This window comes from Methanosalsum zhilinae DSM 4017 (assembly GCF_000217995.1).
Taxonomy (GTDB): Archaea; Halobacteriota; Methanosarcinia; order Methanosarcinales; family Methanosarcinaceae; genus Methanosalsum; species Methanosalsum zhilinae.
In genome coordinates this window covers 486736-502673 of the sequence record NC_015676.1, presented here as the reverse complement: position 1 = coordinate 502673, position 15938 = coordinate 486736, and the positions used below count along the sequence as shown (strand labels likewise).

Annotated in this window: 13 protein-coding genes and 2 tRNA genes; 9 read left to right on the top strand and 6 right to left on the bottom strand. The window is 38.5% G+C overall.

The features are described from left to right. Window positions 1-46: 46 nt before the first annotated feature. The gene (locus MZHIL_RS02315) at window positions 47-622 is read right to left on the bottom strand and encodes a hypothetical protein (protein ID WP_013897765.1); all 576 of its coding nucleotides are present in this window, start codon (window positions 620-622) and stop codon (window positions 47-49) included. A gap of 272 nt (window positions 623-894) precedes the next feature. Here MZHIL_RS02315 and minD point away from each other — a divergent pair, with 272 nt between their 5' ends. The 4 genes from minD (at window position 895) to MZHIL_RS02295 (ending at window position 5591) form a co-directional block, all read left to right on the top strand. Further along, window positions 895-1686 (top strand): cell division ATPase MinD, encoded by a 792-nt coding sequence (minD, locus tag MZHIL_RS02310; protein ID WP_013897764.1) that lies wholly within the window; start codon window positions 895-897, stop codon window positions 1684-1686. 73 nt (window positions 1687-1759) lie between these two features. Next, window positions 1760-3676: a type II/IV secretion system ATPase subunit gene (locus tag MZHIL_RS02305; protein WP_013897763.1), complete on the top strand. Its 1917-nt coding sequence runs from the start codon at window positions 1760-1762 to the stop codon at window positions 3674-3676. Then, on the top strand, window positions 3669-4595 hold the full coding sequence (locus MZHIL_RS02300) for a type II secretion system F family protein (protein ID WP_048815438.1): 927 nt from the start codon (window positions 3669-3671) through the stop codon (window positions 4593-4595). Before MZHIL_RS02305 ends, MZHIL_RS02300 begins: the two co-directional genes overlap by 8 nt. A gap of 78 nt (window positions 4596-4673) precedes the next feature. Further along, window positions 4674-5591, top strand: coding sequence for a type II secretion system F family protein (locus MZHIL_RS02295; RefSeq protein ID WP_048815437.1), 918 nt, complete (start codon window positions 4674-4676; stop codon window positions 5589-5591). Here MZHIL_RS02295 and MZHIL_RS02290 read toward each other — a convergent pair. From MZHIL_RS02290 to cutA, 4 genes are all read right to left on the bottom strand, one after another. Beyond that, entirely contained in the window at window positions 5541-6152 is a 612-nt protein-coding gene (locus tag MZHIL_RS02290; protein ID WP_013897762.1) for a FumA C-terminus/TtdB family hydratase beta subunit, read from the bottom strand. The two genes, MZHIL_RS02295 and MZHIL_RS02290, sit on opposite strands and share 51 nt — an antisense overlap. Beyond that, on the bottom strand, window positions 6153-7001 hold the full coding sequence (locus MZHIL_RS02285; RefSeq protein WP_013897761.1) for a fumarate hydratase: 849 nt from the start codon (window positions 6999-7001) through the stop codon (window positions 6153-6155). It abuts the gene before it with no gap. Between the two features lie 42 nt (window positions 7002-7043). Further along, a tRNA-Leu gene (locus MZHIL_RS02280) sits at window positions 7044-7126 on the bottom strand. A 113-nt stretch (window positions 7127-7239) separates the two neighbouring features. After that, window positions 7240-7551, bottom strand: coding sequence for a divalent-cation tolerance protein CutA (cutA, locus tag MZHIL_RS02275; RefSeq protein WP_013897760.1), 312 nt, complete (start codon window positions 7549-7551; stop codon window positions 7240-7242). Between the two features lie 77 nt (window positions 7552-7628). Here cutA and MZHIL_RS02270 point away from each other — a divergent pair, with 77 nt between their 5' ends. Both MZHIL_RS02270 and MZHIL_RS02265 read left to right on the top strand, forming a co-directional pair. Next, a complete protein-coding gene (locus MZHIL_RS02270) occupies window positions 7629-9362 on the top strand; it encodes a site-2 protease family protein (RefSeq protein ID WP_013897759.1) in 1734 nt (577 codons plus the stop codon). A gap of 57 nt (window positions 9363-9419) precedes the next feature. Next, a tRNA-Arg gene (locus MZHIL_RS02265) sits at window positions 9420-9523 on the top strand. A gap of 27 nt (window positions 9524-9550) precedes the next feature. On the opposite strand, the gene pheT is transcribed toward MZHIL_RS02265, so the two are convergent. Continuing rightward, window positions 9551-11176, bottom strand: a complete 1626-nt coding sequence (pheT, locus tag MZHIL_RS02260; protein WP_013897758.1) for a phenylalanine--tRNA ligase subunit beta — start codon at window positions 11174-11176, stop codon at window positions 9551-9553. A gap of 437 nt (window positions 11177-11613) precedes the next feature. Between pheT and MZHIL_RS02255 the strand changes: the two genes are divergently transcribed. From MZHIL_RS02255 to MZHIL_RS10725, 3 genes are read left to right on the top strand one after another with little or no spacing between them, the layout of a single operon-like run. Next, window positions 11614-13722: a type II/IV secretion system ATPase subunit gene (locus MZHIL_RS02255; RefSeq protein ID WP_013897757.1), complete on the top strand. Its 2109-nt coding sequence runs from the start codon at window positions 11614-11616 to the stop codon at window positions 13720-13722. A 17-nt stretch (window positions 13723-13739) separates the two neighbouring features. Further along, entirely contained in the window at window positions 13740-15050 is a 1311-nt protein-coding gene (locus MZHIL_RS10730; protein WP_245527557.1) for a type II secretion system F family protein, read from the top strand. A gap of 35 nt (window positions 15051-15085) precedes the next feature. Then, window positions 15086-15925 (top strand): type II secretion system F family protein, encoded by an 840-nt coding sequence (locus MZHIL_RS10725; RefSeq protein ID WP_245527556.1) that lies wholly within the window; start codon window positions 15086-15088, stop codon window positions 15923-15925. Window positions 15926-15938 lie beyond the last annotated feature (13 nt).

Here is a 15938-nt window from a genome sequence, read left to right as displayed (position 1 = left end):
AAACCTGTATCTATAAAAGGCACATTTGATTTTGGCAGGAAAATATTTATTTGAAATTAAATCCCAGCATAAACGTGCCCATTCCCTGTTCTTTAGTTACTTTCATTTTTTCCTTGATGTATTCATCAGAAGGAGGGGAAGGAGATCCAAGTGCAACATCCTTTACATCCGGGATTCTGCTTATTTCAGGACACTCTTTTGGAGGCATAACAACAACAATTCTTTCTGAATCTTTCATGGCCGAGTTCAGGACATCTTTTCCGTATATCACAATATTACCTATCACCAGAGCATTGTCCTTACAATCCCATTTTTTCAATTCTTCCGGATCATTCACTTCTTCTCCCACCACCTCATTTCGATGCATCAGAATAACATTGGGACCACAGGGCCATTCATATTCCATAGTGGTGGTGAAAGCAACTATGACATCCGATTTTATAACTTCTTTAACTCCTCTGTTATCCCCGATCCCAAGTCCCATTAAAGTCATCTGTGATGCCTGTTCTTCCAGTTTTTCAATCATCTTCCTGTCTTCTTCATCAAGAACGTATGTTTCACCAACACCTTTTATTTTTTCCAGTTCTTCCCTTACATTTTCAATTATATCCTCATGTTGCATGAACAATTCCCCAGAAATCTTTTTTCTACAGATAATATAGTAATCTATACTAATATAATATTGATGTCTATTTCTATTACTCCTCTGCTTATTTAATGATAGCGGTTTTTGCTTAATGCATCAAACCAGTGCACTTCATTTTTGTAAAACATTGTTTCAAATAACATGCAACCTACACATATAATTACAAAGATTAGGAACAAACGTTTTGTTTATAAAACTATATATACGATTATCTGGATTTTTACAACATTATTTTCAATGGAGTTATTATGCCAGCAGAAGTCTATGCAATTACATCCGGGAAAGGTGGAACTGGAAAGACCACTACTGCAATCAATCTGGGTGTAAGTCTGGCAGGTCTTGGAAAACGTACACTTGTAATAGATGCGGATATGGGAATGGCAAATGTTGGACTTCTGCTGGGACTGGATATAACAGATGGTACCTTCCATGATTATATATCCGGAGTTGCAGATGTTGAAGATATTATTTATGAAGGACCAGGTGGTCTGAAGATAATACCTGGAAGTATTTTCCTGGAGAATATAAGTGAATTTGATACAGATACAATCCGCAGACTCATTGAAGAACTCTCCAGCAAGTTTGATTATATACTTCTGGACACTGCTCCAGGGATTGGAAAAGAGACAGCCTGCATTCTGGAAGCAGTGAACAACTCTTTTTTGATAGTTAACCCTGAAATTTCTTCCATAGTAGATTCTATGAAGATCAAGATATTTATTGATATGAAGGGAAATAAGATAAGAGGAGTTTTCTTAAATCGGGTTGCAGATTCAGATGAGATGAACAAAGAAAAGGTAGAGGAAATACTTGAACTTCCTGTAACTGATGAGATACCTGAAGACCCCCTGATCAAGAAGGCATTCGCACAAAGGATGCCCGTTGTACTGCATACTCCTGGTTCGGATTCATCCATTGCATTCAAAAGTATAGCTGCCAGAATGGCAGGATATGATACAAAGTTAGATGAATCTCATAATAAAAAAGTAAAGAAAGGATTATTACAAAAAATTAGATCTTTGTTATTAAAAAGGAATTGAAGGGATACTTTAAAAATCTGGATCACACATAGCATCGCCGAAAAACTAAACTTTTTAAACAAAGGCATAAAAAATGAAAAGCAGGGATAAGGAAAAGGTAGAAGACGCAGAAACCTCTCTGAATAAGCAAAATGATAATGACTATGTAGAGGATACGGTTTCTGGAAATAAAAATAACACTTCTGCAACATCTCCTGAATATATATCTGGAACTGTATCAACAAAATTACCATCGTTTATTTATGGACACAAATTTTTAGATGATATTTCAGAATATGAAGGATTGGAATATCTTAAAAATACAGATTACCCACTCCAGCTAAAAAACAGGCTTGATCAAAAACGCCAGGATATTTTCCAGAAGCCTTATAATGATCCGGATTATGAGGAAAATAAGTCATATTACAAAAAAATCCTGGAAATATTTCAGAAAAAGGATTTCGTGGATGAAAAATACAGCTACATAAAGCATGGACCTCTGGTAGATTTTACAATCCCGGGTAGTACCACATATAAAGAGATAAGCATCTATCCGGTAAATCCCCCATATTCTTATGTCAGAATAGTATACGAACCAAAAAAGCATGAATACCAATATCATGTAATAGAACCTATACTCACAGAAAAGGAGAAAGAACTTTTTTATTTTCTTCAAAAAAGACTTGCAGAAAACCTTAACTTAAAATTAGATAACTACAACGAAAAAAAATCAGGTTTTCAGCTGCGTGAGCATATAGACCATTTGCTAAATAACTATAAAATAGCTCTTCTTCCAAAAAACAGGGAACGTATCATATATTATATGATACGTGATTTTGTGGAGTATGATAGGATCGACCCAATGATGAAGGATCCAAATCTTGAAGATATATCATGTGATGGTCCTGGAGCTCAGATCTATGTATATCATGTTAATTATGGATCAATTGTATCAAATGTATCTTTTGAAAATGATGATGAGCTTGATTCTTTTGTTATAAAGGTAGCACAATTATGTGATAAGCACATATCTATTGCAAACCCTTTACTGGATGCAACACTACCTGATGGATCCCGTGTACAATTAACACTTGGAAGAGAAGTGACTAGCCTTGGAAGTAATTTTACAATAAGAAGATTTAAAGAAAATCCAATGATTCCATCTGAACTTGTTGACAACAATACGTTTTCAACAGAGATGATGACATATTTCTGGTTTGCGATCAACTCGAACAACAGTATAATTTTTGCAGGAGGTACTGCTTCAGGTAAAACAACCTCAATGAACGCAGTCTCCATGTTTATTAACCCGGAAATGAAAATAGTATCCATTGAAGATACTAGAGAGTTGAACCTGCACCACCCCAACTGGATCCCCACTGTAACCAGGCAGTCATTTGCAGGAGAGGACAGGGGATCCATAGAAATGTATGAACTCCTGAAAGCAGCACTTCGCCAGAGACCGGAATATATTATTGTAGGAGAAGTAAGAGGTTCTGAAGCTTATGTATTATTCCAGGCGATGTCAACAGGCCACACAACACTTTCAACAATACATGCAGATTCAGTGACATCTGTGATCCACAGGCTGGAAAATCCACCTATCAATATACCAAGGATTATGATCCAGGCACTAAAAGTAGTGGCCATCCTGGAAAAAGTCAATGTAAGTGATAAAAGAGTTAGAAGATGCACATCCATCACAGAAATCGTAGGACTTGATCCACGTACCGGAGAGTTGCTCACCAATGATGTGTTTATATGGAATTCAAAAAAAGATACATTTCAATACACAGGTAAATCCTATATATTCGACAACATCATGCAAAACATGTCCCTGACTGAACAGGAGATGAACAAAGAAATCATGAACCGACAACATGTACTCCAGTGGATCAGCATGAGATCAATAAAGGATTACACCGAATTTTCAAAGATTATAGTAGAATACACCCGTGAATCCGAGAAAATAATGGAGAGAATTCAAAAGGATCTGGAAGTTTATGATTAATACATATTTTAAATGGGCATACTTCCTTTTTGGATGGTATTTTAATACTAAAGAATCTAAATACCGCCGCCTCAGAGAAAACATTCTAAAAAGCAGGATGAATGTTTCCTATGATATATATTTGTCAGGAGCAATGTGTACATCTTTTCTTTTCACAGTGGCAGGTATTGTTTCTATAAATCTTCTGCTACTCTTTTTGGGAACGCCGGAAATACTTATCTCCCTTCTTAATCATCCGGCAATACCTTCTGCTTTCCATCAATATCAGGAGTATATAATACATATTGGATTGACCATATTTTCTTTTATCCTGATTTTATATACAATGTACCATCTATGCATGATATATCCAGCATTTGTTGCAGGAGGACGAGGAAGGAATATAGACCAGATGCTTCCCTATGCAATAAATTATATTTCATCAATGTCAGATGCTGGAGTTCTGCCCCTTGACCTCTACCGATCACTTGCCGATAATGACGTCTATGGAGAAATATCCACAGAAGCAAAATATCTTGTAAAAAATGTGGAAATACTGGGACATGATCTGGTAACTGCAACAAAAAACCTTGCCAGAACAACACCTTCTGAGAAGCTTGAAGGGTTTTTGCATGGTTCAATAACAGTAATCACATCAGGGGGAGAACTCAAACCATACCTCAACCAGAAATCCGAACAGTTTTTTATCGAAAAGAAGCAGGAACAGAAAGAATTCCTGGACATACTGGGACTCCTGGGAGAAACCTATGTTGCTGCTTTTGTAGCAGGACCTTTGTTTCTAATAATTGTTGTGGCCATTATGTCCCTGATTGGAGGAGGAGCAAATATTGCAACCTTAAAGATAATAATATATTCAGTTATTCCTGTGGGAAATGCTCTATTCATTATTCTCGTGCATTCAATGACACCGGAGGTATGACCTATCAGGATCAAAAAGCTACTCAAGCCTAAAAAAACAAAAAGTCTGGAAAATCTAAATGATGATGAACTTAAGAAAATGGAAGAGATGACCATTGATATCGGCCTCCGGAAAGCAAGACGTTATCCAGTAATCAGGTCTTTTATAAGGAAACCTTTTGTAACACTACAAAAATATCCGGCATACTCATTCATATTCAGTATTCTATTTTCTTTGATATTTTTAGGAGTAGGCACAAAATATGCATGGAATACACCACAAATGGATGATGTAGTGTTGTTCAGTGTATTGATTGCTATATCATTACCTGCTGTCACCTATCACAAGAAGAACAGTACAATTGACCAGATTGAAGAGAACATGCCGCTATTCTTACGTGACCTTGCAGAGATGAATAAGGCCGGCCAGAACCTGTCACAATCATTGACCAGGGTTGCTGATAATGACTACGGAGCGCTATCAGTACATATTCAAAATATGGATGCTGCTATCTCATGGGGGCTCTCTTTTGAAGAAGCTCTCAACAACTTTGCTAGGAAAATCAATACACCCCTGATATCAAGATCAGTATCAATTATAGTTCAGGCAAACCGAGCAGGAGGAAAGGTATCAGACATACTTGATACTGCAGGCCAGGATACTAAAAACATAAAAGCTATGGAAAAAGATAGAAAAAGCAACATGTTCGTCTATGTTGTAATATGTTATCTCTCATTTGTAGTATTTCTGTTTGTAGTTCTGCTGGTTTCGTCCACATTTGTACCAATGATGGCTGAAGCAGGAGATACAGGTGTGGAAGTTACATCTAATATGCAGTTTCTTTCATCTTTTGATCAGGCCGGTTTCATACGTTTGCTCTACCATGCAGCATTGATCCAGGGATTTGTAAGCGGATTGGTTGCAGGTCAGATGGGGGAAGGTAAGATCACAGAAGGCCTGAAACATTCAATTATCCTTACAATCGTTGCCTGGGGTGCATTTGCCTTTTTCATATAAGTGCAATTTTGCATTCTCATTTACCTTTTCAAAAAGATCATTCCCCTCAGGATCAATTCCCACAATCAATGGACCAAATTCTTCCACCTGGAATTCCCAGACTGCCTCTGCCATTCCCAGATCATGCCAGTATACAGAAGCTACCTTTTTTATTGACTGTGATGCAAGAGCTGCACAACCCCCTGTATATGCCAGGTATACACAGCAACAGTCCCTGAAAGTTTCTGCCAGACCTTTCATTCCTCCTTTTCCGATCAGTACATGAACATCATGTTTTTCGACGATTTCAGGAGTCATCCCTGACATTCTGTTGCTTGTGGTAGGACCTGCAGCGACCACATGCCATTCATTATTCCTGTACTCCAATAGAGGACCGCAGTGGTATATAGCTCCGCCATCAAGTCCAAATGGTAGCTCTTCACCCCTCTGATCAAACTCAAGAATACGTGCATGCGCTTCATCGCGTGCTGTCAGGATTCTACCACTAATATATACAACATCACCGGTCCTTAGTTTTTTGATATCATCGGCCTGAAGTGGAAGATTGAGATTATATTGTATTCATTCACCTCCAAATACACAGGTTGCATGTCTGTTTGCCCAGCACTGAATATTTACTGCAACAGGAAGTGACGCTGTATGGCAGTGAGCCTTTTTTATATGAACTGCCAGAGCGGTGGTATTTCCTCCCATACCCATGGGTCCAATTCCAAGTGAGTTGATTTCAGCAAGCAGTTCACGCTCCATTTCATTCATATCATCAGTGTCTTCCAGAAGTGCTTTTTTTGCAAGCCGGGCTGATTTATCAAATGTTCCGCCAATCCCGACACCTACAATAACAGGAGGGCAGGGCATACCACCTGCGTTCAAGACAGTTTCAAGTATAAAATTATGTATCCCGGATACCTCTGTTGGGTTAAACATTTTCAGAGCACTCATGTTCTCAGAGCCTGCACCTTTTGGTGCAACTGTAATACACAATTCATTGCCCTCTACAAAACTATAATTAATATCGGGTATACCGTTTCCTGTATTATCTCCACTGTTGATGCGTGTGAGAGGATCAACTGCGTTGGGCCTTAAAGGGATCTGGTCAGTGGCATGCCTTACACCTTCTGCAATAGCCTGCGATAAATCAAAATCAATATGCAATTCATTACCAACATCAACAAAAAAGATAGGAATACCAGTGTCCTGACACATTGGAATCCTATTATTTCCAGCAAATTCTATATTTTTAAGAATCGCAGATAAGTGTGCTTTTGCAACTTCATTATTTTCCTGCCCCAGAGCAGATTGCAAAGCGCGGATGATATCGGAAGGCAAATCTGTTTGAGCCTTAAGTAATATTTTTGAAGTGGCATCTGCAACTGACTCAAAACTAATATCATTTCTGAAAAAAAAATCCATTATAGATCAACCTTTATACTGAGTAAAACCAAACATTCTAAATGCGGGAGAAGGGATTCGAACCCCCGAACGCCTGCGCGAGTAGATCTTGAGTCTACCACCGTTGGCCACTTGGTTACTCCCGCGCTTAGGAGTGATAAATCAATAATAATGATATCAATTATAAATTTATCTGTATATGGGTCTAAAATAATTTAATACATATATTTTTATAATATTAAATGGAAGTTAAGCCTGATCAGTCTTCATGGATATAGTTCCTGACCCACCCCAGATATTCACTCTCACCGCCCAGCTCCCAAGAAACAATACAAGGAAGGTCATAGCTATGAATGGACCTAACAGTTTCCTTCACTTCATCAAATTTATCAGCCGTGGTTTTTGCAAGCAATGCAAATTCCTGATCCTCAACAACTTCACCTTCCCAGCTGTAGATAGAATTGATGGGGAACATATTGACACAGGCCACCAGCCTGTCGGACACCAGTTTATGGGCTATTTTCTGCCCCTCTTCCATACTTCCCACAGTTATATATACCTCTGTAAACATAGTAGGCACCCTATTAATGATTGTATTGATATTATATAAATATTAATTGAAAATTTTAAACTTTTATTGGTGATTTCTTGAACGGGACTACAGTCTTCTTGGCAGTCTTTATACTATACTGGCTAACAGTATCAGCTCTCAGCAAGAGAGGTTTTTTTGAAAAATATAACATCAGTGCCCACGGGCCAATACTTATGATCAGAACCGAAAGGGGTCTAAACTTTATTGACCGGCTGGCATCCAGAAAGCGATTCTGGAAACTATTTGCAAATATAGGAATTGTTATGATGTTTGTCGGAATGACAGTCATGTTTTCCATAATAATCCTCTCAGACATCATATTGCTGACATCCCTTGGTACTGAACAGCTACCAGAGCCTGGAAAACTTCATGAGCCCCGCAATATATTTCTAATTCCGGGAGTGAATGAATTCATCCCTGTGGTATGGGGTTTGATAGCACTTATAGTAACACTCATTGTCCATGAATTTGCACATGCCATTCTTGCTAGAGTGGAAAATATAAAAGTTAAATCCATGGGAATACTGGTAGCACTTGTCCCAATAGGAGGATTTGCCGAGCCTGATGAAGAAGAGCTTTTTGGAGTAAGTAAAGACCAGGAAAGTCCTGGCATGGATGAATATAAGAAACTGGAGCCTGAACAATACAGGCCCAGCAGCAGTGAAAAAAAGGTAGCAACCCGTAACCAGAGAGCTCGAATACTTTCAGCTGGTGTCATGGCCAATTTTGCAGTTGCATTAATAGCACTTGCATTATTCTTCGGGCCGGTATTGGGAGCAATTGCCCCGGTCAGTAATGCCATGGTTGTAAATGTAGATCCCGGATCACAAGCTTTTGACAGCCAGATAAGAGAAGAGATGGTCATCGTACGCCTTGACGATACTCCGGTTCAGAGTGCCAGCGATGTTCTTGGGTACCTCAGTAAACTTGAAGAGGGATCTCAGGTCACGGTTCACACAAAATCCGGTGGAGAAATATCTACACACGAACTTTTGCTTAAGGAACCACCTGAAACAGAAGCTTCTGGTATCAGGATAATGGATGTGGTTCAGAACTCTCCTGCATCCCAGGCCGGGCTTGAAGAAGGAATGATAATCAAAGAACTTGATGGTATGTCCATAAGATCTGTTGATGATTTTGTAGATTTCATGGGTAATACGTCTCCAGGTCAGACCATCAGCATGGAAGTTCACGACCAGAATAATGAAGAGATCAGGACAGTTCAGATAACACTCACATCACACCACGAAGATGAAGACAGAGGATTTTTGGGAATCGTTGGTGGACCGGTAGGAGATATTTCAACATCTCTTGGATTCTCAGTCGGGGATATGTCAGTTGGATACTTCCCTGCAGATGTATATCTTGAAATGCTGAAACAGATACCATCAATGATGTCTCAGCTTAGTGGATGGATCATAATCCTTGGATTTCCTATAATAGGATTTGCAGGTGAAGGCTTCCCTGGTTTTGGAACTACACTTGCTCAGGCTTACGAGCCTGTGGGATGGGCTGAGCCTATGGGAATGGGCATATTCTGGATTGCAAACACCCTTCTGTGGATTGGATGGCTGAACTTCTATGTGGGTCTTTTTAACTGCCTTCCTGCAATACCTCTTGATGGGGGGCATGTGTTCAGAGACTATGCAAAGGCTCTTGTAATGCGCATAACCGGAAATGAGATAAAGGCCACAAAAATAGCATCTGCTACTACTGTGTTCCTTTCACTGCTGATATTGATATCTATTGTCTTCATGATCTTTGGACCATACCTGGTCCATGGATTTTAATTTCAGGAAGTAACAGAAAATATTAATATAAGCAGATTCTATGTAAGACTCTAAAATGGGCCCGTAGGGTAGTGGATATCCTAATGGGCTTCGGTACTGGTGATGATCTTCATCAACAGTGAAGAGACCCATTGACTCGTGTTCGAATCGCGGCGGGCCCGTTCTTATTTTATTTTTGTTATTCTCTTTTATTTTTCAGGCAGTATTTGCATTTCAAAACCAGCAATCGGCTGCCCCAGACCAAAGTTGGAGATCAACTGTGGATAGAACTCTCCCATAACACCTATTTTTTTACCATCCACGAATATATCAGCCCTTCTTCCGTCCATAAAAGCAGGATCCACTGATTCTGAAAGGTTATAATCCAGTACCTGCTCCCTCATAACTGCATCCACTATCTCCTGGACTTCAGTGAAATTTGCGTTGGGGTGAATTGAAACTGCTGCAATATGCATCCTGTTTTCTTCATTTCTGACAACCTCCCCTACTTCAAATATACGCTGAGGAAGTTCTCTGTGCTGATTTAAGGATAGTATTTCCAGAAGATTGGGGAGAATCGTAGTCCTGAGCATAGTCTGATCTTCACTTATTGGATGAAGTACATATGTTACATCATCGGTTTTATCCCTGCACATCCACTCAAAGTGTATCTTATCATTTGTCAGTGTAAAAGGCATTACCTGAAAATACTCAAGCCCGATCATTATTTCCCTTAATCTATCACCAATTACAGACAGCGTATGCTCACAGCCAACTGTAGAGCATTCAGGAAAGATTGGCTGGATATTTTCATATCCATAGCCTATTGCAATATCTTCTATAATATCATAATTGTGCAGAATATCTGCCCTATATGGAGGCACCTTTACAAGTACCGTTTCATTATCCACGACCTCTGTTCCATAACGCATTTTTTCAAGATTATGAATAATTTCATCCATGGACATTCTGATTCCGATAATTGATTCAATATCTTCCTTTTTCAGTTTTCGGATAATTGGATCAAGTTGAGGTGTCACTCTGGAAGTTGCTTCAGGAGAAATTATTTTAACAGATTCGATTTTTCCACCCCTTTCTGCAAGAGCTGTAACTACAATGTTTAGTGCTGTGTCTACAGAATCACTTAAACCTGTAACATCAATAAAGAGGTCAGTTGTATCTTCAGTTACTCTGGTAAGGTTTCCATTTATTATGGGAGGAAAAGATAAAACATTGTCATTCACATCTACTATTAAGGGGTACATGGAATGTTCTTCAAGAATATTTGCAAACCTTATTCCCTTTGGATGCTTTTGAAGAATTTCCTGCAGTGACATGGGTTCTGAAAAATCAAGGGGTACAAATTCAAAATCGGGATCAACTGCAATATATCTAAACGGCGGCTGGATGTCCTTAAGATCATGCACACCTATTGAGATCTTTTTTCGGTTCCTTCCAAGCCCCCAGTGAAGGTCTTCCTGCAGATCCATAAGGGATTTGATGGAGTTGGAGTCAAATTTAATACCCCTTATGACTGCACATGCAAGCCATGGACGTATGCCGTCCAGTTTCGTATCAACTGATATTTCAAACCCGGATGTACTCACATCATATTCACACATTCCGGTTTCGATTTCCAGAAACCCTCTTAATGCGCGTGATACACCCTCCACACTATAGAGATCAGGGCGATCCGGGAAAAATTCAATATCTATGTGATCATTCTCAAGACGTTCAATATCAGCACCGATCATGGGAATTCTATCTGTTATAACAGATCGATCAGCAGATGTGAGATTTTCAAGGTCATTATAAGGCAGGGTTATTACTGGCATAAATGATGTCCTCTTTACCATTATATGATTTTGTTTGTACCTGAACCACAATTCAGATATCAATTGTAATAAGGTCAACTCAGAACATATCCACCTTTAGATTTAACATTTTTCATTGAACCTGAAGGCAAACTGGATTTATAGAAAGTCAGTCCAAACTGAAATTTCCAATCATCTATATTTACGACTTAAACACGACCCACACCCCTTACAAAAACTTATAAATATTATACATTGTAATTAAATATAAAATGTGATTGGTTTCATCATCATCACATAATAATCATATATAAATACATATAATTATAAAACACCTATCACCACTAAATAAAAAATACCCGAATAGTTTAGAAAACATACTATAGGATGGAATCGAATGATTATCTGTCTCAAAATCATACCAGAACTGCATTCAGTGCTGCAAAAACGGTGAAATCATGACATCGACCTTTGATTCGAATTCAGAAAAATTATCAGGGACCAGAAAAGACAGAGATCATACCAGTTATCCGGAACCTGACAGTAGTAAAATTTTTGAAACAAGAGTTGAAGCTTCTTCATCAGATAATCAGCAAGATAGAGAGATTAAGGCAAAAAACATACAGAACAATCTTCAGGATACAGAGTTTGAAAAAGAATATGGAATACTTACCCCTGACCATATATCCCATTCTACTATCAGTAAACAGGAACATAAAGGCACTGCGAGCAAAAATATATCCGAGGATATTTCCAGTACTCACGCAAACAAATCCAATAACACAGGTGTTAATAACAGGACTGTGATTGAAGAGGATAAAATAATAAAATCAGATATTGCTCTTCAAAATATCCAGACAAATATCCGGCCCCAGGAAGAAACTGATCTCACAGATAGTATTACTGAAGATAAAACATCTGAAACTGAAATTAATGAAGCAGGTGCAGAATCGGCAACTGAAAATGAAAATGAGACTCTAGAAGAGCAAAGTAAAGAAAATATCTTCAGTAAAATTAAAAATATTTTCAAGCATCATGAACAGGAAATTGCGGAATATGATCCTGAACTCCATGGCCCCCTGGTTGCTTTCGGTGGGCTTGAAGGTTATGATGAGGTTGAAAGATACTGGCTGATTGAACCATATTCCTTCGTAACAGTTCAGTTCAATCAGGAAATAAACAGTTACATATACTATGTCGTAGAGCCTGAAATGTCAGATTTTGAAAGTCTTTTCCTGGCAGAGATTAAAAAAAGACTCAGAGACGTGCTTCTTTTTGAAAACATTAATGAAAGTATCAACAAAGAGTCTATACTTGAGTCTAAAATAAGATCTATTGTAAAAGATTATGCAATTGATATTACACCTGTGATGCTGGAAAAAATATCTTACTACATAAAAAGAGATTTTATCAGATTTGGAAAAATAGATCCATTGATGTATGATAACTCCATAGAAGACATTTCAGTAAATGGACATGATGTTCCTGTTTTCCTTTATCACAGGAAATATCATAACATAGAAACAAATATCAGTTTTTCCGAAAAGGAGCTGGATTCCTATATTATCCAGCTTGCCCAGAAAAGTGGAAAACATATATCGCTTGCCCAGCCCATGATCGATGCAACAGTACCTGATGGATCCCGTATACAGATGACACTTGGAAGTACGATAACCACCCGTGGGGGCACATTTACTATACGTAAATTCAGTGATATACCTGTAACTCCCGTAGATCTGATCAAATGGGGCACTTTCTCTGCAGAGTCTATGGCATATCTATGGCTATGCATTGAAAATAATAAAAGCCTTATATATGCAGGAGGTACAGCATCCGGAAAAACATCCTCACTTAACTCTATCTCCCTGTTCATTCCAGAAAAATCAAAGGTTGTCACACTTGAAGATACACGTGAGCTGAAACTCTCTCACATGAACTGGATACCTGCAATAACCCGTGATTCATTTACAGCCGATGAACGGGGAGCTGTTGATATGTATGAACTCCTGAAGGCAGCACTTCGCCAGAGACCGGAATATATTATTGTAGGAGAGGTAAGGGGAAGAGAAGCCCTCACTCTATTTCAGGCGATGTCCACAGGCCATACAACTTTTTCAACTATGCACGCTGATTCTGTAGCATCAGCCATCCACAGACTGGAAAACCCACCCATAAACGTACCCCGGACAATGATCCAGGCACTTGACATAATCTGCATCCAGGCGCAGACATATTCTAAAGGAGAAAGGGTTAGAAGAAATCTGAAGATTGTAGAGATCATTGATATTGATCCAAATACAAAAAATATACGTACCAATGACATTTTTTTATGGGATTCCATATCCGATTCATTCCACCAGACAGGAGATTCAAAGGCTCTTAAAGATATAGTTATAAGCCGGGGATGGAGCAATGCTCAGATAAGAAGAGAACTGGACACACGAAAAAAGATACTGGAATATATGGTAAATAATAATATAACCGATTTTAAGGAGATAACTTCTATAATCAACACCTATCAATCAAATCCTCATAAGGTTCTTGATAGTTTCAACTTGGTTGAATAAATCCTGATGTGGTATCTGTGAAAAAAACGAACTCTGTCCGGACAAACGAAAATGGTGAAGAAGATACGGATCAGTATCAATCAGGGCCTGTACATGGCGATGAACATCCTGATATGCACGATGATAAGCTGCATGAAGACAAGATAAGAGAAAAGAGAAGTAATTTTTTAAATAAGAATATAGATAAATTGGATGAACTGGCCATAAAGGCACGGATATTTTTTAATCTGTCAAAGCAGATACCGTTTATCCTGCTGGGAAATAGAATTAAAAACCAGGGTGGAAGGTATGAGTCTCTTCAGGTCAAACTCAGGCAGGCCAGAATACCAATTTCATACGAGATGTACATCTCAAACGCTATTTTTTATTCTGCACTAAGTGCTCTGGTTGGTGCACTTTCGGGAATTTTCCTTGCCTACACATTAATCTATCTTATAGGGATTCCGGAAAATATTACAAACCTTGCATTTGGTCCTTCCGTCGCATGGATTCTTGAGTACCGGGATATTATAATAGCGTTTTTTGTGATAATAACACTGACTGTTATTTTTACAGGAATAATATATACACTTTTCATGATGTATCCTGCTTTCCTGGCAGGAGAAAGAAAAACTAAAATAGATACTCAAATACCATACGCTGTAACCTTTATGTATTCGCAGAGCAAGGGCGGAATGAATATAATCGAAGTATTTAGAGAGCTTGCTAAATCAGAAAGGACTTATGGAGAAGTATCTAAAGAAGTGGATACCATTATCAGGGATATCGACTATTTTGGACATGATCTGCGAACTGCCATAAAAAATTCTATCGAAATCACACCTTCTGCACGTTTTCAGGATCTTATGTACAATCTACTTACCGTTATCGATGCTGGAGGCAGTATTCCCAGATACTTCCAGGACAAATCAGAACAATATCTTCAACAATCATCAAACGATCAGAAAGGATTCCTTGAAACCCTGGGACTCCTTGCCGAATCTTATGTGACTGCATTTGTAGCAGGACCATTGTTCATAATAATTGTAGGAGTTATGATGGCGGTAATGGGCTCCGGAACCCAGGTCATGATATATGCGCTCATATACGCAATTTTGCCAATTGGCTCCCTGATGTTTATAGTTATGATCAGCATCATAACTCCAGGGGAAGAAGGGGAACCATCCCTGCTCGAAACCAGTAAAATAGAAAACGAAAATAGTCACCTGGTCGAAAAGAAATGCAAAGAGGAAAATAGATATGTAGAAAATAGTGAAAAGTACTCAGAAAAAACAGAGCAAATTGAAAAATTTGAAAAATCCAAAAAATACTTTACCTTCGATCCCTGATCCACAATCCTCTAAGGCCAATGCTTGAGAGGCCAATGATCTCCCTTGCATTGACATTCCCTATTGCATTTCTTATCATTGCAGTTCCCTTTGCAATTAATGCAGAACATCTGTACACAACTTCTGACATGGTTACTTTTCTGGACGATAAGATAGTTCTGGCAGCATACATAACAATTGTTCCGCTGGCAGTATTTCATGAAATAAAATCAAGGCGAATGAAAAAATTTGAGAAAAATCTTCCTGATTTTTTAAAAAAGCTGGCAAGTGCTAATGAAACAGGAATGACATTGAAAGATTCAATCAAAATGATAGTAAAATCAAATCCAAAGAGTATGGGAGGTGAGATCAACAGAATCTGGAATGACATTATCTGGGGTATAAGTATAAATGATGCAATGATAAGATTTGCCAACAGAACAAAAACACGGCTTGTTGCACGTTCAGTAACTCTTATTACAAAGGCAGTGGAATCCAGTAGTGATATAGGAGAAGTGCTTATGGTAGCAGCCCGGGATGCTTCATCAGAACAGAGTATGAAGGATGAAAGATCCATGGGCATGATGATCTATATAGTTATTATTTATATTGCATTCTTTGTATTTGTTGGAGTCATTTATGTAGTTTCTACAACCTTTCTTGCAGAAATGGCAGCAGCTGGTGAAAAAATGGCAGCTACAGGTAATCAGGCAGGATTCCTTGGTACGTTTGATCTTGACTCCTACATCCAGTTGTTCAAGCACGCAGCTATCATACAGGGATTCAGTTCAGGTCTCATGGCAGGGGCTATGGGAGAAGGTAGTGTTATGTCCGGGCTCAAGCATGCAATTGTTATGATGACAATTGGATATCTTCTGTTCACAATGTTTATGTAATCAAGCTCAGATG

Bases quoted from the DNA above. Each gene is read 5' to 3' on its own strand.
- MZHIL_RS02315 (WP_013897765.1), bottom strand. From the start codon at position 622: ATGCAACATGAGGATATAATTGAAAATGTAAGGGAAGAACTGGAAAAA.
- minD (WP_013897764.1), top strand. From the start codon at position 895: ATGCCAGCAGAAGTCTATGCAATTACATCCGGGAAAGGTGGAACTGGA.
- MZHIL_RS02305 (WP_013897763.1), top strand. From the start codon at position 1,760: ATGAAAAGCAGGGATAAGGAAAAGGTAGAAGACGCAGAAACCTCTCTG.
- MZHIL_RS02300 (WP_048815438.1), top strand. From the start codon at position 3,669: ATGATTAATACATATTTTAAATGGGCATACTTCCTTTTTGGATGGTAT.
- MZHIL_RS02295 (WP_048815437.1), top strand. From the start codon at position 4,674: ATGGAAGAGATGACCATTGATATCGGCCTCCGGAAAGCAAGACGTTAT.
- MZHIL_RS02285 (WP_013897761.1), bottom strand. From the start codon at position 7,001: ATGGATTTTTTTTTCAGAAATGATATTAGTTTTGAGTCAGTTGCAGAT.
- cutA (WP_013897760.1), bottom strand. From the start codon at position 7,551: ATGTTTACAGAGGTATATATAACTGTGGGAAGTATGGAAGAGGGGCAG.
- pheT (WP_013897758.1), bottom strand. From the start codon at position 11,176: ATGCCAGTAATAACCCTGCCTTATAATGACCTTGAAAATCTCACATCT.
- MZHIL_RS02255 (WP_013897757.1), top strand. From the start codon at position 11,614: ATGACATCGACCTTTGATTCGAATTCAGAAAAATTATCAGGGACCAGA.
- MZHIL_RS10725 (WP_245527556.1), top strand. From the start codon at position 15,086: ATGATCTCCCTTGCATTGACATTCCCTATTGCATTTCTTATCATTGCA.